The sequence below is a fragment of the Anaeromassilibacillus sp. D41t1_190614_C2 genome, from assembly GCF_015558525.1.
Lineage (GTDB): Bacteria > Bacillota > Clostridia > Oscillospirales > Acutalibacteraceae > Anaeromassilibacillus > Anaeromassilibacillus stercoravium.
Map to the genome: position 1 here is coordinate 16,949 of NZ_JADMOD010000001.1, position 15,885 is coordinate 32,833.

At 57.4% G+C, this 15,885-nt stretch carries 17 protein-coding genes; all 17 read left to right on the forward strand.

The window, feature by feature from the left end:
• Nucleotides 1-4 precede the first annotated feature (4 nt).
• The 17 genes from vanR to I2G69_RS00145 all read left to right on the forward strand — a co-directional run bounded on the left by vanR (nucleotide 5) and on the right by I2G69_RS00145 (nucleotide 15,807).
• Nucleotides 5-694, forward strand: a complete 690-nt coding sequence (gene vanR / locus I2G69_RS00065; protein ID WP_191395453.1) for a VanR-ABDEGLN family response regulator transcription factor — start codon at nucleotides 5-7, stop codon at nucleotides 692-694.
• On the forward strand, nucleotides 684-1,856 hold the full coding sequence (locus I2G69_RS00070) for a sensor histidine kinase (protein WP_191448346.1): 1,173 nt from the start codon (nucleotides 684-686) through the stop codon (nucleotides 1,854-1,856). Before vanR ends, I2G69_RS00070 begins: the two co-directional genes overlap by 11 nt.
• The gene (locus I2G69_RS00075) at nucleotides 1,853-2,905 is read left to right on the forward strand and encodes an ABC transporter substrate-binding protein (protein ID WP_195559991.1); all 1,053 of its coding nucleotides are present in this window, start codon (nucleotides 1,853-1,855) and stop codon (nucleotides 2,903-2,905) included. The genes I2G69_RS00070 and I2G69_RS00075 overlap by 4 nt, the downstream gene beginning before the upstream one ends.
• Nucleotides 2,889-3,950: a FecCD family ABC transporter permease gene (locus I2G69_RS00080; protein WP_191362753.1), complete on the forward strand. Its 1,062-nt coding sequence runs from the start codon at nucleotides 2,889-2,891 to the stop codon at nucleotides 3,948-3,950. The genes I2G69_RS00075 and I2G69_RS00080 overlap by 17 nt, the downstream gene beginning before the upstream one ends.
• Nucleotides 3,898-4,674 carry an ABC transporter ATP-binding protein gene (locus tag I2G69_RS00085; protein ID WP_087229662.1) on the forward strand — a complete coding sequence of 259 codons (777 nt, stop codon included), beginning with the start codon at nucleotides 3,898-3,900 and terminating at the stop codon, nucleotides 4,672-4,674. Before I2G69_RS00080 ends, I2G69_RS00085 begins: the two co-directional genes overlap by 53 nt.
• Before the next feature lie 224 nt (nucleotides 4,675-4,898).
• A complete protein-coding gene (locus I2G69_RS00090; RefSeq protein WP_087229665.1) occupies nucleotides 4,899-5,276 on the forward strand; it encodes a GntR family transcriptional regulator in 378 nt (125 codons plus the stop codon).
• Nucleotides 5,277-5,302: 26 nt separating this feature from the next.
• On the forward strand, nucleotides 5,303-5,755 hold the full coding sequence (locus tag I2G69_RS00095; protein WP_087229668.1) for a hypothetical protein: 453 nt from the start codon (nucleotides 5,303-5,305) through the stop codon (nucleotides 5,753-5,755).
• Nucleotides 5,756-5,824: 69 nt separating this feature from the next.
• Nucleotides 5,825-6,523: an ABC transporter ATP-binding protein gene (locus I2G69_RS00100; protein ID WP_087229671.1), complete on the forward strand. Its 699-nt coding sequence runs from the start codon at nucleotides 5,825-5,827 to the stop codon at nucleotides 6,521-6,523.
• A complete protein-coding gene (locus tag I2G69_RS00105; protein WP_195559992.1) occupies nucleotides 6,517-7,326 on the forward strand; it encodes a hypothetical protein in 810 nt (269 codons plus the stop codon). The genes I2G69_RS00100 and I2G69_RS00105 overlap by 7 nt, the downstream gene beginning before the upstream one ends.
• 50 nt (nucleotides 7,327-7,376) lie before the next feature.
• Complete coding sequence (locus tag I2G69_RS00110) at nucleotides 7,377-8,132, forward strand: CPBP family intramembrane glutamic endopeptidase (RefSeq protein WP_195559993.1); 756 nt, start codon at nucleotides 7,377-7,379, stop codon at nucleotides 8,130-8,132.
• Nucleotides 8,133-8,198: 66 nt separating this feature from the next.
• Nucleotides 8,199-8,699, forward strand: a complete 501-nt coding sequence (locus I2G69_RS00115; protein ID WP_191395446.1) for a hypothetical protein — start codon at nucleotides 8,199-8,201, stop codon at nucleotides 8,697-8,699.
• Between the two features lie 220 nt (nucleotides 8,700-8,919).
• A complete protein-coding gene (locus tag I2G69_RS00120) occupies nucleotides 8,920-9,168 on the forward strand; it encodes a (2Fe-2S) ferredoxin domain-containing protein (RefSeq protein WP_085531558.1) in 249 nt (82 codons plus the stop codon).
• Nucleotides 9,169-9,225: 57 nt separating this feature from the next.
• A complete protein-coding gene (locus tag I2G69_RS00125; RefSeq protein ID WP_087229686.1) occupies nucleotides 9,226-10,932 on the forward strand; it encodes a [Fe-Fe] hydrogenase large subunit C-terminal domain-containing protein in 1,707 nt (568 codons plus the stop codon).
• Nucleotides 10,933-10,973: 41 nt separating this feature from the next.
• Entirely contained in the window at nucleotides 10,974-12,152 is a 1,179-nt protein-coding gene (locus I2G69_RS00130) for a SpoIIE family protein phosphatase (protein WP_087229689.1), read from the forward strand.
• A 284-nt stretch (nucleotides 12,153-12,436) separates the two neighbouring features.
• A complete protein-coding gene (locus tag I2G69_RS00135; protein ID WP_087229692.1) occupies nucleotides 12,437-13,888 on the forward strand; it encodes a 4Fe-4S dicluster domain-containing protein in 1,452 nt (483 codons plus the stop codon).
• A 169-nt stretch (nucleotides 13,889-14,057) separates the two neighbouring features.
• Nucleotides 14,058-15,017 (forward strand): ABC transporter ATP-binding protein, encoded by a 960-nt coding sequence (locus I2G69_RS00140; protein ID WP_087229695.1) that lies wholly within the window; start codon nucleotides 14,058-14,060, stop codon nucleotides 15,015-15,017.
• Nucleotides 15,001-15,807, forward strand: a complete 807-nt coding sequence (locus tag I2G69_RS00145) for an ABC transporter permease (RefSeq protein ID WP_195559994.1) — start codon at nucleotides 15,001-15,003, stop codon at nucleotides 15,805-15,807. Before I2G69_RS00140 ends, I2G69_RS00145 begins: the two co-directional genes overlap by 17 nt.
• Nucleotides 15,808-15,885: the final 78 nt, after the last annotated feature.

Genomic DNA, 15,885 nt, shown 5'->3' on the forward strand with positions numbered 1-15,885 from the left:
ACACATGCCGGATATTTTGGTGGTCGACGACGAACAGGAGATCGCGGACCTGGTGGAACTCTATTTAAAGAACGAGGGCTATACCCTATATAAATGTTATGACGGCGCACAGGCGTTGGAGCAGATTGCGGCGCGGCCGTTTGACCTGGCGATTTTGGACGTGATGCTGCCGGAGACCAGCGGGTTTGATCTTTGCCGCAAGATCCGGGAGGCCTATACCTATCCGGTCATCATGCTGACCGCACGCACTGAGGACATGGACAAGATCACAGGGTTGACCATCGGCGCGGACGACTATGTGACAAAGCCGTTCAATCCGTTGGAGTTGGTGGCGCGCGTCAAGGCGCAGCTCCGCCGTTCCACGCGCTATAATGCGGGGACCGCGCCGGAATCCCATGTGATCGACTTTTCCGGATTGGAGATCAACAAGGATACGCACGAGTGCAGGCTCTACGACCAGCCGGTCGACCTCACCCCGACGGAGTTTTCCCTGCTGTGGATGCTGTGCCAGAACCGGGGGAAGGTGCTATCCGCGGAGGAGCTCTTTGAAGGCGTCTGGGGGGAGAAGTACCTGGACTCCAACAACACCGTGATGGTGCATATCCGCCGGTTGCGTGAAAAGCTGCATGAACCCGCGCGCAACCCAAAGTTCATCAAGACGGTCTGGGGGGTGGGGTACAAAATTGAGGGATAAATACACGCGCCTGAAGATCAAAATGGTGCTGGAATTGGCCGGGGTCACCCTTCTGACGGCTGTCCTGGGGGTCCTTCTGGTGCATATCGTGGTGGACGGGATTTTCCAAGCGCCATTTGCCGATATTTTTGTCGGGTTTTGCCGGAATATCTTGGGGATCAGTGAAGAATTCGCCATTTCCCTCTATCGGAATATTTTCCAGCAAAATAAATCGTTCTTTTTGGTCTTGGGGTTCTTATTCCTGCTGGCCATCGCGGTCTACCTCGCCATGTCGCGCATCAGCCGGTATATGAACCTCATCAGCGAAGGGTTGGACGAGGTGCTGGACGACGGCGGCAAGCCGATTTCCCTGCCGCAGGAGCTCAAGCCGATGGAAAACCGGCTGAACATGCTCCGGGACCGGCTTCGCAGGCGGGAATATGAGGCGAAGGAGGCGGAGCAGCGCAAGAACGACCTGGTGGTCTACTTAGCCCACGACCTCAAAACGCCCCTCACGTCGGTGATCGGCTATTTGAGCCTTTTGAACGACGAAAAAGAGATTTCCCCCGCCCTCCGTGAAAAATATACGGGCATCGCCCTGGACAAGGCCGAGCGGCTCGAAGGGCTGATCGACGAATTCTTTGAAATTACGCGGTTCAATTTGCAGGGGATTGAGCTGGAGCGGTCGCGCGTCAATTTGACGCGCCTGCTGAACCAGCTTGCGGATGAGTTCTATCCGGTGTTTGCCGAAAGCAGACTCACCTGTGAATTGGAAATCCCGCAGGGCCTGGAGGTGTTGGGCGATGCGGACAAGCTTGCCCGCGTGTTTGACAACCTTCTGCGCAACGCCGTCCACTACAGCCCAGAGGGGGCGAAGCTGGCGGTTTCTGCCCGGCGGGACGGCGCGCAGGTGGATGTGTTTTTCCGCAACACCGGGGCGCGCATCCCACAACAGCAATTGGAGCGGATCTTTGAGAAATTTTACCGCCTGGATTCCGCGCGTTCCAGCCGGACAGGGGGCGCAGGGCTTGGCTTGGCGATTGCCAAAGAGATTGTGGAGCTGCACGGCGGCACGATCGCCGCATCCAGCAGCGACGCTTATACCGAGTTCCGCGTTACCCTTCCGGCCGCGCCGGATGCAACCCATACAACGACATTGAAAAAGGAGCAGTTCAACCAATGAAATACCGAACGATTGGAAAAGCCGCTGTAGCGCTTTTGCTCGCCGCAGCGCTTCTTTTTTCCGCTGTGGGCTGCGGCCCGCAGGCGCAGACCGTCCCCGAAACATCTTCCAGCTCTGCCGCGGCGCCGGAACCGGCGGACAGCCCGGAGGAATCCGCTCCGGAACAAGAGGACCTGCCGGTGGGCGTTATCGCGGAGACTGCAGACACCATTACCTATGACGACATGCTGGCAGGGGAAGTCACCATCCAAAAGCGCCCCCAGCGCGTGGTGGTCATGCTCAATGCCGTGATGGAGCTGTGGTACATGGCGGGCGGCACCGCTGTGGCGCGCATTGAAGGGGAGGACAACATCCCCGAGGAGGCGAAGGGTCTCCCGACCATCGGCACCATGAGCACGCCGAGCGTGGAGAAGATCGTCAGCTATGAACCCGACCTGGTGATTCTGGTGAACACGCTGACGAAAAACCGCGAGATCCAGCCCGCCTTGCAGGAGGCCGGTATCCCCAATATTTCGGTGCGCTATAAAGATTACCAGGATTTCTGCGATTTGTTTGAGCTGTTTACCCACATTACCGACCAGCCGGAGCGCCTGGAGGCGCTGGACGACATCCAGGCCCAGGTGGACGCGGAGATCGAACAGGTGCAGGGCAAGCCGGAGCAAAAAGTGATGATCCTCTATGCAACGGCCAAATACGTCAAGGCAGGCGTTCAGGACAGCGTGATCGGCGACATGCTCAACCGCCTCGGCGCGGTGAACATCATCGACGCAGAGGCGGCAAACGGGCAGTCCATGGTGGACTACAGCATGGAGAAGGTGCTGGAGAGCAACCCGGACGTCCTCTTCATCCAGATGGCAAACGGAGGGGAGAAGGCGGAGCAGAACGCCCTGGACGAGATCCAGAACAATCCCGCATGGCAGGAGGTGCGGGCTGTCCAGGAGGGCCGCATCTACACCGTGCCGCGCGAATACTCCACGCTCAAGCCAAACGCCCGCTACCCGGAGGCGTTTGCCTACTTTGCGGAAAAGCTCTATGGCGATGCATCTTGACGGCGGCCATCGGACCGCTGCGCGCCTGACCGCGCTGACCCTGCTGGCCGGTCTTTGCGCATTGGCATTTCTTCTCAGCATCGGTGCGGGCGCGGTCAACCTGTCTTTGGGCGAGGTTTGGCGGGCCCTGTTCGTGGAGACCAGCGGCGTACGCCGGCAGATTGTCTTTAACCTCCGCCTGCCGCGCGCGCTGGCCGGGGCGATGGTCGGCGCGTGCCTGGCGGTATCCGGCGTGCTTTTGCAGGCGGTGATGCGCAACCCGCTCGCCTCTCCGAGCGTGATCGGCGTCTCCTCCGGCGCGGGCTTTTTTGGAATGCTGGCCATGGTGCTGGTTCCCGGGAACCTGTATGCGGTGCTGCCGCCTGCGGCCTTCTTCGGGGGGCTGGTCACCACCCTGGCGATTTATCTCTTGGCTTGGCGCAACGGCATCAACCCCACCCGCATGATCCTGGCGGGCGTGGCCACATCCACTTTCCTGCGCGCGGGCGTGGACGCCCTGATGGTGTTTTTTCCGGATCAGTTGGCCGGATTTGTCAGCTTTTCCGTGGGGGGGCTTTCCGGCGTGACGTGGCGGCACGTCTGGATGTTGCTACCCTATGCGGCTGCCGGTTTGTTCTTTGCGGTCCTGCTGTCCCAACGGCTGAACATCCTGCTGCTGGGGGATGAAGCGGCGACCGGACTGGGCCTGCATGTGGAGCGGACGCGGCTGCTGGCGATCGCCGTCTCCGCCCTGCTCGCCGCCGCCGCTGTGAGCGTCGCCGGGCTGCTCAGCTTTGTGGGGTTGATCGCCCCACACCTCATCCGGATGCTGGTGGGCACGGACGAACGCTACCTCGTGCCTGGGGCGGCGCTGGGCGGCGCAGCGCTGGTCATGTTGTGTGATACGCTGGGGCGCGTGGTTGCCCCGCCGATCGAGGTGCCGGTGGGGATTATCCTGGCGATCCTGGGCGCGCCGTTTTTCCTGTATGTCTTGAGGGGGAGGTCGAAACGCGATGTTGCAGGCAAAACATATTACCATCAGCTACGGCGCAAAAACCGTCCTTAAAGACGTCTCCCTCGACTTTGCGGCGGGCTCCCTCACGGCGATCATCGGGCGGAACGGGTGCGGGAAATCGACCTTGCTCAAGGCGATGTCGCGCAGCCTGATCCCGCAGGAGGGCGATGTCCTGTTGGATGGGACGTCCATTTTCCATCAGAACACGAAAAAGCTGGCCCAGCGGCTGGCCATCCTCTCGCAAGGGGTGCGCTCCCCGGAGGATTATACGGTGCGGCGGCTGGTCTGCTGCGGGCGGTATCCCTATGCGGGCTTTGGCGGCCGCCTTTCCCAGAAGGATTTTGACGCCGTGGACCGCGCCCTTGCAGATGTAAACATCGCGCACCTCTGCGACCGCCCGGTGGAGACGCTCTCCGGCGGGGAGCGGCAGCGCGCGTGGATTGCCATGCTGCTGGCCCAGGAACCGGAGGTCATGCTGCTGGACGAACCCACCACCTTTTTGGACATCGGCTGCCAATATGAGATTCTACGCCTGGTGCGGCGGCTCAACCGGGAAAAGGGCATCACCACCGTCATGGTGCTGCACGACCTCAATCAGGCTGCGCGCTATGCCGGCCGCATCGTGGTGCTGCGCGACCACGGCGTCTTTGCGGACGGACCGCCCGCCTCCATCCTGACCTCGGACCTGCTCGCTTCGGTGTTCGGCGTCCAGGCACGCGTGCTGCTGGACGAGGCGGCGGGCGTACCGTATTACATCCCCCAGGAAATGGAATGAGGGAAAGGCTGCTGGGCAGTTTAATTTGCCTGTGCCGGCTTTTTTCGTTTGCTGTGCTGGGACGGCCAGGCCCATTTTAAAATAAGATATGCGATCCCCAAGGAGCTGTTGGAAAGCTCTTTGGGGATTTTTTGATTTTTTTGTTGGGAAGCCTTGACAATTCCCAAAAATAGCTGTACTATTGTATTAGATCGTTAGTACAATAGTACAATGGAGGTGAAGATATGGGATGGAACTTAAAATCGGACCGGCCAATCTATGCGCAGTTGATCGAGCAAATTGAGCTGATGATCGTGTCCGGCATGTATCCGCCGGGCGCAAAGCTGCCCTCCGTGCGGGATCTGGCGGCGGACGCCGCCGTGAACCCGAATACGATGCAGCGGGCGCTTTCCCAGCTCGAAACGGACGGACTTTTGTACACCCAACGGACCAGTGGACGATATGTGACGGAGGATGTGGATAAAATTATGCAAACGAAACGGAGCCTCGCTGCGGGGCTGGTAAAAGAATTTTTAGAGAGTATGGGACGCCTTGGCTTCGACCGGCAGCAGGCCATTGAGCTGCTGCAGGCGGGCGAGGACGCAAAGCGCGACAGCGCTTGATGCGGTATGGAAGGGGGGAACGCCGTATGAAAAGGATGGCAATGATGGTCCTGCCAGTCCTGGCCGCCTGCACCCTGTTGGGAGGGTGCTCCTTGGCCGGGGAGGAAAACGCCGGGCAGGGCGGCGATTTAGAGAAAGCGCAGGAGATCCGGGCTGTCCGGGCGGGGGAAGAGGAAACCGCCTACGACACAACCGATCGGGATGCGATCGAAGCGTTTGTGGAAAAACTGCAAATCGGCGAATGGAAGTTGGGAGAACTCCCGGAGGACGCGCAGGAGAGCGTCGTCTATACCTTCCAACAGGAGGCCACCGTCCTGTTTGGCGAAACAAGCACGGACGGTTCGATGGACAAAATGGTGGAGCTGACTACTTATGATGGAAGCCCCTATGTTACGCTGCATGTCCTCGGGCAGTCGCTCGATTTTGAGATCCCGCAGGATGCAGCGGAGTATTTGAACCACCCGGAAGACATCGGCTAGGCCGGTTCCGGCGTGCTGCGATCAAAAGAACCGCCCCGGCATTTGACCGGAGGCAAGGAGGAATGATTCATGGAAAACATTTTGGAGTGCCGCGGCTTAGTCAAATTCTTCCCGAACTGCTTGGCGCTCAACAACGTGGACCTGACCGTGCCAAAGGGCCGGATCGTTGGCCTGTTGGGGCCGAACGGCAGCGGGAAGAGCACCTTGATTAAGCTGGCGAACGGCCTGCTGACCCCCACGCAGGGCACCATTTTGGTGGATGGCAAGGAGCCGGGCATTGAGACGAAGAAGATCGTCTCCTATCTGCCGGAGCGCACCTACCTGACGGAGTGGATGACAGTGCAGGATATGCTGGATCTGTTCAACGATTTTTATGCGGATTTCAATATTGCAAAGGCGCGCGACATGCTGGCGCGGCTGAATATCCAGACCAAGGCGCGGATCAAGACGATGAGCAAGGGCACCAAGGAGAAGGTGCAGCTGATCCTGGTGATGAGCCGGGAGGCCCAGCTGTATTTGCTCGACGAGCCGATCGGCGGCGTGGACCCCGCGGCGCGCGATTACATTTTGAATACGATCATCGCCAATTACAATGAAAATGCCACGGTCCTGATCTCCACCCACCTGATTTCGGATGTGGAGCAGATTTTGGACGACGTGATCTTTATCAACCAAGGGAGCGTCGTTTTGACCTCCTCGGTGGACGATATCCGTGAGAAGCAGGACAAGAGCGTGGACGCACTATTCCGGGAGGTGTTCAGATGTTAGGCAAATTGATTAAATATGAATTCAAGGGCACGGCGCGCCTGTATCTGCCCTTCTTTGCCCTTCTGGTCCTCTTGACGGTGGTCAACCGGTTTTCTCTGCAGTTCAGTGTGAGCCATTCTGAGATCATGGAGATTCCGTCGGTACTCGCCATGATGCTCTATATCGTGGCTGTGATTGCAATCTTTGTAATTGCAATGGTGGCGACTGTCCAGCGGTTTTATAAGAACTTTATGACGGACGAAGGCTATTTGATGTTCACCCTGCCGGTATCGCAGGACGGACTCATCCTCAGCAAGCTGATTGTCGCAACGATTTGGAACATCTTCAGCGTCCTGATTGCCATGCTGTCCTTGTTTTTCCTGATGGTCGATGAAGATATCTGGAGCGCCCTGGTCGCTGGCGTGGGAGAACTCCAGAAGCTTGCCGCGACGTATGGGATCAACCTGTTTTCTGTTTGCGCCATAACGCTTCTGACCATGTTGGTCGGCCTGGTCGCCGGGATCTTGCAGATCTACGCGGCGGTTGTGATCGGCTGCACCAGTTCCCGCCACAAGCTGATTTTGGGCCTCGGTGTCTATCTGGGCTTTAACGTGGTCATGCAGACGGCATCCCTGGTGATGCTGCCCCTGATTATGAATTGGCTAACGACAATCAACGAGTTGGGCGACTCCTTCACCCCGCAGCAGGCTATGGGCTTCTTCCAGGGGGTCATGCTCTTGGGGTTGGTTTTCTCGCTGGTGTTCGGTGTAATCTACTATATCATTACCCGCCTGATGCTGAAAAAGAAGCTCAATTTGGAGTAACTTCGGGTTAATTGGCAGTAACCTGCCCGCAAAACGATAGGAGGAACGACATGTACGGCCCCATATATGTCCGGCGCTATTTGCTGAATCTGGCGCGGCTGGCGGTCATGATCGGCCTGGCCGTCGGGCTGTTTGGGACGGCAGCCCTCCTCCTGGCGGGCAGGTTTTTGGCTGCCTATGGCGATCTGTTGTTTTTGGCGGCCGTGCTGCTGCCGGTTTTGGTCTGTCTGCTGGGCTTTGAAAAGAAGCCTCTCCGGGCGGTGGGGCTCACCGCGCGGCGCTGCGATCCCGGCGATTTCTTCTTCGGGATGCTCTGGGCGGCGATTGGGTTTCTTGGAATTCTGTGGGTTGCATTCCTTCTGACGGAGCGAAATGACGTTTGGATCGGCCTATTCCAGAGTGCCAGCGTCCCCCGCCTGGCCCACTATCTCATCGTTGGCTTTTGTGAGGAGCTGCTCTTCCGCGGATACCTGTTTCAGAACTTGTTCTGCGAGTGGCCCTTTTGGAGGAGGAGCCTGCTCTCCGCGGCGGTCTATCTGTTGCCTCACAGCTTGTGTGCAGGCGGGAACGATTTCCCGGCGCTCCTGTTTGTGTGTTTGTTTGGGCTCCTGGCGAATTATCTGACATATTGCACGGGAAGCATTTGGATGGGTGTCGGGTTTCACGGGATGTGGAACCTGTTGGCTGCAACCTGTTTTTGTTGCCCAGAGACCCAAGAAATTGCCGCGCCGCTGTTTCTCCTGTTGTCCTTTCCGCTGTTCCGCGGCCTGTTTCACCGGCGGAGGCGGCGCGCCCAAGCCAGCTGATCCAGCCCCTTGTATTTTTCCACAGAAAGGGATATACTGGAAGCGGTACATGGGGGACGGCACCCATTGCAAAAAACAGGGCATGTACATTTCCCACACGGAGAGGGGACGATACCCATCGAACGGACCATTGTTGTGGAGGACGGATGGGGGAATCGCTGTGAATCCACCTATCCGCGCCGGGCGAAACAATTGGTAAAAAAGGGTAGGGCACGCTTTGTCGGCCCGGACCGGATCCGCCTTGCGTGTCCGCCAGTCGAAACATTGGAGGATATAGCGATGAGCGATATGCAGATTACCGCACAGGATATTTTGGCACGGATCGACCGCATCTTAGACGATACGGCGTATTTGAAGGACGCCTTTACCACGATTGAAAAGATCCCGCAGGGGGACGATGCCACGGAGACCGCCCGGCTGAAGGCCGAAGCGGTGGAGCGCATGGTCCAATCCCGGGAGAAGACCCATCGCCAGGCGCTTCGCCTGTTGGAATCCCTCGCCTGGGAGTCCGATGAGGAAGCCGGGGAGGACGAAGAAAGCAGCGGCGAGGACGAGACAGAAGAATAAAATCCCAGAGGGCGCGCCCGCGAAAAGCGGGCGCGCCTTTTCCATGCATTTCCTTTGCAGATTCCAGGGGAAATGATGAAATTTCGCATAAATTCTCTTGTCAGAAAACCACCCAAATGTTATAATATAGACAAAATTACGCGGCGGAACTTTTTTGCCTTTTTGAAAGATTGCCGCGTGAAACAAGCAGCAGGGGAGCACCCCAGGAGGAAATGAGAGTATGGAAATAACAGTTTGTATCGGCAGTTCCTGCCACCTGAAAGGATCCCGCGATGTCATCAGCATCTTTCAACGCCTGGTTTCGATGAACCATCTGGAAGATAAGATCGACCTGAAGGGCTCCTTCTGTATGGGGGAGTGCACCAACAACGGCGTCTGCGTCTGTTTGGACGGGGAACGCTTTAAGGTCACCCCGCTGGAAACAGAGGCCTTTTTTAACCGCGAAGTCATGAAACGGCTGGAGAAGTAACGCTCCAAGGAGTATCAACGGGGAGTCCCCCTAAGTATGTAGGATAGGTGATGACAAATGAGTATTATTGGCTTGCAGAAAGCAAATTGCAAAAACTGCTATAAATGTGTGAAGGTTTGCCCGGTAAAATCCATCAAGGTAGAAAATGAACAAGCGAAAATCATCGACCGCGACTGCATCCTCTGCGGCACCTGCCTGGAGCAGTGCCCGCAGAACGCTAAGACGGTGGCGAGCGATGTCGCCCTGGTTAAGCAGATGATGAAGAGCGGCGAGCGGGTCATCCTTTCGATTGCCCCGTCGTACTATGGATGCTTTGATTTCGAAGACGTCCATCAGTTTGCGGGCGCGATGAAGGCGCTCGGCTTCTATGGCGTTTCGGAGACCGCGGAGGGCGCGGCGTATGTGACGGCGGAGTACCACCGCATCATGCAGGAGAACAGCATGAAGAACATCATTTCGACCTGCTGCCCGTCCGTCAACCGTTTGATTGAATTGTACTATCCGTCCCTGGTGGACCAGATGGCGCCGGTCGTTTCCCCGATGATCGCGCACGGCCGCCTGCTCAAGCAGAGCTACGGCCCCGGGACGCGCGTCGTATTTGCAGGCCCCTGCATTGCGAAGAAGGACGAGGCCGCCGACATCCGCCACAACAACGAGATCGACGCGGTGCTGACCTTTGAGGAGCTCGGCGCCTGGCTGAAGGAGGAGCACATTTCCTTTGCCAACGCCGAATCTGCGACGTTCCTCAACCCGAGCTCGAAGATCCTGCGCATGTACCCGATCGAGGAGGGTATCCTCGCATCCTTGCGCTCCAGGGGCGACATCGGCGATTGGAAGCTCCTGTCCGTTTCCGGCTCCGGCGCCTGCATCGACCTGTGCCGCGCCATGGAACGCGGCGAGCTCGACCACTGCTTCATTGAAATCAACATGTGCCGCGACGGCTGCGTCAACGGCCCCGGTTCCGGCACGGATACCGTTTCCCGCTTTGCCTCCCGCGTCCGGATCCGCGATTATGCATATGAGGATGCGGAGTCCTATCCGAACCTGCCGGAGACCATCCCGATGCAGATGCAGTTCGTGGACCGCTCCAGCAAAGAGGACATCCCGGACGAGGAGACGATCCGCGCGATCCTGGCAAAGATCGGCAAGAACGGCCCGGAGGACGAACTCAACTGCGGCTCCTGCGGCTACCCGACCTGCCGCGCAAAGGCCATCGCCGTTTACCAGGGCAAGGCCGAGCTACATATGTGCATGCCATACATGAAGGAGCGTGCGGAGTCCCTGAGCAACTGCGTGCTTTCGGAGACGCCGAACGTCACCATCATTGTGGACAGCGATTTGAATATCATCGAATTTAACGCCGCGGCGGAGCGCACGTTCCGCATCAGCCGCCATGAGGCGCTGCAAAAGTGCATCTACGAGCTGATCGACAGCTCGGACTTCCAGTTCGTGTTCGACAGCAAGCAGTCGATCACCGACAAGAAGGTGCACTATAAGGAATACGGTGTTACGATGGAACAGACCATCGTATACATTGCGAAGGAAAACATCGCAATGGGCATCTTTAAGGACATCACCAAGGAAGAAGCCAACATAGAGAACCAGTATAAACTGCGTGCGGAGACAATGGAGATGGCGCAGAAGGTCATCGACAAGCAGATGGTTGCAGCGCAGCAGATCGCAAGCCTGTTGGGTGAAACCACGGCGGAGACCAAAGCGACGCTGACCAAGCTGAAAAATATGATCGTGTTCGACGAGGACTGAGCGCCTCCGATGCGGAATTTATGCTGTAAAGGAATGATTGGATGAAAATGCATGTGGATGCCGCATATCGGAGCCTCAACAAATATGGGGAAGAACTTTGCGGCGATAAAGTGAAAATCATACGCGCCCCCGATTCCACCATCGCGGTGCTGGCGGACGGCCTCGGCAGCGGCGTCAAGGCCAATATTCTTTCCACGCTCACCAGCACCATTGTATCGACGATGCTGAACGAAGGGGCCAGCATTGCCGAGGTGGTGGAGACCATCGCAAAGACGCTGCCGGTGTGCAGCGTCCGGAAGCTGGCGTATTCCACCTTTAGCGTGCTGCAAATTTTTGACGACGGCACGGCCCATCTGGTGGAGTTTGACAACCCGCCCTGCATCTTTGTGCGGAACGGCAAAGTGGTCGATCTGGAGTCGCGCAGCGAACTGAAGGAGTACGGCGGCAAGCAGATCTCCGAGTGTACGTTTTCGGTGCGGCCGGGCGACGTGCTTGCGCTCGTCAGCGACGGCGTCATCTATGCCGGCGTGGGCCAGGCGCTGAACTTCGGCTGGAACTGGGATAACGTATCGTCCTGGCTGGCAAAAACGTCCACCAAGGAAAACTCCGCGCCGCGCCTGGCGGTTTCCCTTTCCGAGGCGGTGCGCGAGCTCTATCTCGACAAGCCCGGCGATGATTCGACGGATCTGGTGATCCGTATCGCCCCGAAGAGCGTGGTCAATATGCTCTCCGGCCCGCCGGTCAACAAAGAGGACGACAACCGTATGGTGCACGATTTTATCACCTCCTACGGGAAAAAGGTGGTCTGCGGCGGCACCAGCGCGAACATTGTGGCGCGCGTCCTCAACCGGAAAATTGAAACCTCAATCAATTATGTCGACCCGACGATCCCGCCCACGGGCAAGATCGAAGGCGTGGACCTGGTGACCGAAGGCGTGCTTACCCTGAGCCGCACGGTCGATATTTTGCGTGACTATCTGAATAAAGAGGCCGATTCCTTCTACTTCCACCGGTTGGATGAAGAGAACGGCGCTGCCATGATTGCGAAGATGCTCCTGGAAGAATGCACGGACCTGCACGTCTTCATCGGAAAGGCGATCAATCCAGCGCACCAGAACCCGGGGCTGCCTTCGGATTTGAGTATTAAAATGAAACTGATCGACGAACTGTGCGAACTCGTCAAGAAATTGGGAAAGAACGTCGAAAAAGTTTATTATTAATCACGAAATTAAGGATACCCCTTGCCAGGACAAGAGAAATGATTTAAGATGATAGAAAAGGATTGTTAAAAAAAAGGCAAAGTACCCGAAAGCATGGGCTTGTAAGCCCTTTTTGGCGCCTTTTGTCACAGCCCTTTTAGACGAAGGAAGAATGGAGCCTCTTGGCCTGCGGAGGGACCAGGACGTAGGATGAATGCCGTCAGCTTGTCCCCTATGTCTGATCTGCGTTTTCCAAAACGCCAATTGAGGGAGCAGGTGTAATTTCGAAAAGCGAGGATAGAAGCATGCAATACGATAATGACGCGAAACAACTAAAATATCAAGTGCTCACCCAGGTAGCGAAGTATACCTTTGAGGGAACATTGGATAAGCATATCCAGGAGATTCCGTATGACATTATCCCTGGCCCCGTGCCTACTTTCCGCTGCTGTATCTACCGCGAGCGGGAGATTATCCGCGAGCGTATCACCTCTGCACAGGGGGTCAGTCTTCCGGGCCAGGATGAACGGGGCATTGTCGGCGTTTTGCCGGCTGCCTGCGAGGGCTGTCCGATCAGCCGCTTTACGGTTACAGATAACTGCCAGAAATGTCTGGCGAAAAAATGCCAGGCGGCCTGTCCGTTTGGCGCGATTTCCATCACCGGCAAGGGCGCATACATCGACCCGGCCAAATGTAAAGAGTGCGGACGCTGTGCGGCGGCCTGCCCGTACAATGCGATTTCCGATACCATGCGTCCCTGCATCCGCGCGTGCCCGGTCAATGCGATCAGCAAGGACGACTACAACCGCGCTTCTATCGATTACAGCCGCTGCATCAGCTGTGGCGCCTGCGTGGTCGGCTGCCCGTTCGGCGCGATCACGGACCGTTCGAACATTGTCGCGGTGATTGAGGCCCTCAAGAGCGGCGAGCCGGTCGTTGCCACCTTTGCCCCGGCAATCGAGGGCCACTTTGGCGACGCAAATGTCGGCCAGCTCAAGGCGGCGATCCGCAAGCTGGGCTTTACGGATGTCGTCGAGGTTTCCCTCGGCGCAGACGCCACGGCATGGCATGAAGCACAGGAGCTGAAGGAAGCGGTGGAATCCAACCGCAAGATGACCACTTCCTGCTGCCCGGCCTTTGTGGAGATGATTGAAAAGCATTTCCCGAAGCTGATTCCCAATATTTCCACGACCGGTTCCCCGATGACCCTGGTTTCGCGCTATATCAAAGCGAATAATCCGGGCGCCACGGTGGTCTTCATCGGGCCGTGCATTGCAAAGAAGCTGGAAGCCAAAAAGGTGGAGGACACGGCGGATTATGTCATCACCTTTGAGGAGCTGGCAGCGCTCTTTGAGGCCAAGGGGATCGACGTACACGAGGCTGCGGAAAACGAGCAGGATGGCAGCCGTCTGGGCAAGGGCTTTGCACAGAGCGGCGGCGTAGCTGCATCCGTCGCAGCGGTTCTGGACGATGAAAACTTCGAGATGCCGTTCTCCTGCATCAAGTGCAACGGTGCGAAGGAATGCAAGAAGACCTTGATGATTATGAATGCCAACCGCCTCCAGGAGGACATCGTGGAGGGCATGGCGTGCGAAGGCGGCTGCGTAGCGGGTCCCGGCGGCGTGGAATCCATGCAGAAGCTTTTGAAGAACCGCGCCAAGCTGTTGGCAACCGCCGATAAGCGCGGCATCAAGGAGAACATTGAAGAGATTCACGACTTCTCCAAGATCAATATGGTGGTTCCACACAATGTGTGATCCTCTACCAGGGAAAAGATTTTGGAAGGGCAGCGGCGTCTGCATGGGCAGATGCAAATTGGGGTAAATTGAGGATAGGGGCGCTTGCGCCCATCAAGAAGGGGCGTGGTTCACGCCCCTTATCTTTTATACGGATGTTCAAGATGGATTGGAGAAAGGGGGCTGCGGCTTGGAAGCAGTCACAGCAGTACAGCTCACAAAGACATATGGCGAAGTCCAAGCAGTGCGGGATTTGACCCTCCATGTCCCACAGGGGGGCGTGTTTGGGCTTTTGGGGGCGCAGGGAGCAGGGAAGACAACGGTGATCCGCATGCTCTGCGGGCTCACAAAGCCGACCAGCGGCGAATGCAGCGTGCTGGGGTGTTCCCCGGCAAAGGACCCGGCGGCCGTCCATGCCGTGTGCGGTGTGATGCTTGCAAGCGCCCGGCCATACGCCCATATGACGGGCCAGCAGAATTTGCTGTTTTTCGCACAGGCGGCGGGCATGGCGGAAAAAGCCGCCGAGCGCCGGGTATCGGAATTGATGAAGGATCTGGAGCTTTGGGACGAACGGGAGAGGCCCGTATCGGAATACTCCACCGGAATGCTGCAAAAGCTCTCCCTGGCGCGCGCTTTGGTCAACTATCCCAGCGTCCTGCTGCTGGATGAACCCACGAGCGGCCTGGACTACGAATCGGCGCATGCATTGCATGCCCTGGTGAGCCAATTCGCCGCGCGCGAAGACACGACGGTCCTGCTCGGTACCTCCATGATGCACTATGCGCAGAGTATTTGTACCGCGTACGGTATTTTGGAGGGCGGGGAGCTGGTTGCCTCCGGCGATTTCCAGTCCCTTCGGGAAGCGGCCGGATGCCGGGCGCATGCGGAATTCCGGCTGAGCGGAGGGGAAAGCCTGGAAGGGTTCCGGCCGGATGAGACCCTGGCCACCGGTCTGTTGGAACACAACGGCTGGTGGCGCGCGGAATTGCGCGATGAGGAGGAGATGCCCCGCCTGTTGCGGAGCATTGTGGAACACGGCTATGACGTTTTGGAGGCCCGGCTGGTTGAGCCGACCTTGGAGGACGTTTATAAACGGACGTTGGAACAGCACCCGGGAAAGGAGGGAACGGCCGATGCTCACGCTGGCTGAACATGCACTGATCCGCAAGGACTTTCTGGAAATTTGGAGTTCCAAGATGGCGCGCGCCACCTTGATTGCCGTCCCCATTGGGCTGGTGGTTGTGGTGCCAGCGCTTTTCCTCGCGGCGGTCTGCCTGGTGCCGTTGGAACAAGCCGCTGGAATCCAGGAGATGCTTTCGCTCCTGCCTTCCCATTTACAGCATTATAACGCGCAGCAGGGATTGTTCTATCTCCTAACCAATACGTTGTTTCCTTTGTTTTTCCTGATGGTCCCGTTGATGGCGTCCGCGGTCTCTGCATCCTGCATTTTTGCAGGGGAAAAAGAGCGCAGTACCATTGAGACGCTGTTGCTCACGCCGCTGCGGGTGCGCCAGATCTTCCGCGCGAAACTGGCGTGTTGCCTGTCTTTATCGTTCGTAACCACCGCCATCTCCTTTGGCGCGTTTACAATCGTTGCCTCCGTCGGGGATATTATGCTGGGGATGTCCTTCTTTTTGAATTGGTCCTGGCTGGTGATCATTTTGTTGCTTTCTCCGGGCTTGATGGTGTTTGGGGCGGTGTTTATGGTGTTTGCGTTCAACCGGACCAGCAGCCGTATCGAGTCCTTCCAGACCGTCGCCTATGTTGCGCTGCCCTTTCTTCTGTTGTACATCGCCCCGTTTACCGGGTTGTTCCGCGTAAATGCTACGGTCTTATTGCTGGCAGCAGCGGTTGTGTGGCTGTGCGACCTTTTCCTCTGGATCTACGACCGGCGCACCTTCCTGCCCGAAAAATTTTTAAACGCGCCCTTGGAAGATTGAAAAAGTGTGCTGCTTGTTTTATCGGACGGAATCGCTTATAATAAGAATGGAACGATTTACAAAGATTTTATGGGGTTA

What these genes read in the sequence shown, in the direction of transcription:
- vanR (WP_191395453.1), top strand. Translation starts at nt 5, where the DNA reads ATGCCGGATATTTTGGTGGTCGACGACGAACAGGAGATCGCGGACCTG.
- I2G69_RS00075 (WP_195559991.1), top strand. Translation starts at nt 1,853, where the DNA reads ATGAAATACCGAACGATTGGAAAAGCCGCTGTAGCGCTTTTGCTCGCC.
- I2G69_RS00080 (WP_191362753.1), top strand. Translation starts at nt 2,889, where the DNA reads ATGGCGATGCATCTTGACGGCGGCCATCGGACCGCTGCGCGCCTGACC.
- I2G69_RS00085 (WP_087229662.1), top strand. Translation starts at nt 3,898, where the DNA reads ATGTTGCAGGCAAAACATATTACCATCAGCTACGGCGCAAAAACCGTC.
- I2G69_RS00090 (WP_087229665.1), top strand. Translation starts at nt 4,899, where the DNA reads ATGGGATGGAACTTAAAATCGGACCGGCCAATCTATGCGCAGTTGATC.
- I2G69_RS00095 (WP_087229668.1), top strand. Translation starts at nt 5,303, where the DNA reads ATGAAAAGGATGGCAATGATGGTCCTGCCAGTCCTGGCCGCCTGCACC.
- I2G69_RS00100 (WP_087229671.1), top strand. Translation starts at nt 5,825, where the DNA reads ATGGAAAACATTTTGGAGTGCCGCGGCTTAGTCAAATTCTTCCCGAAC.
- I2G69_RS00105 (WP_195559992.1), top strand. Translation starts at nt 6,517, where the DNA reads ATGTTAGGCAAATTGATTAAATATGAATTCAAGGGCACGGCGCGCCTG.
- I2G69_RS00110 (WP_195559993.1), top strand. Translation starts at nt 7,377, where the DNA reads ATGTACGGCCCCATATATGTCCGGCGCTATTTGCTGAATCTGGCGCGG.
- I2G69_RS00120 (WP_085531558.1), top strand. Translation starts at nt 8,920, where the DNA reads ATGGAAATAACAGTTTGTATCGGCAGTTCCTGCCACCTGAAAGGATCC.
- I2G69_RS00125 (WP_087229686.1), top strand. Translation starts at nt 9,226, where the DNA reads ATGAGTATTATTGGCTTGCAGAAAGCAAATTGCAAAAACTGCTATAAA.
- I2G69_RS00130 (WP_087229689.1), top strand. Translation starts at nt 10,974, where the DNA reads ATGAAAATGCATGTGGATGCCGCATATCGGAGCCTCAACAAATATGGG.
- I2G69_RS00135 (WP_087229692.1), top strand. Translation starts at nt 12,437, where the DNA reads ATGCAATACGATAATGACGCGAAACAACTAAAATATCAAGTGCTCACC.
- I2G69_RS00145 (WP_195559994.1), top strand. Translation starts at nt 15,001, where the DNA reads ATGCTCACGCTGGCTGAACATGCACTGATCCGCAAGGACTTTCTGGAA.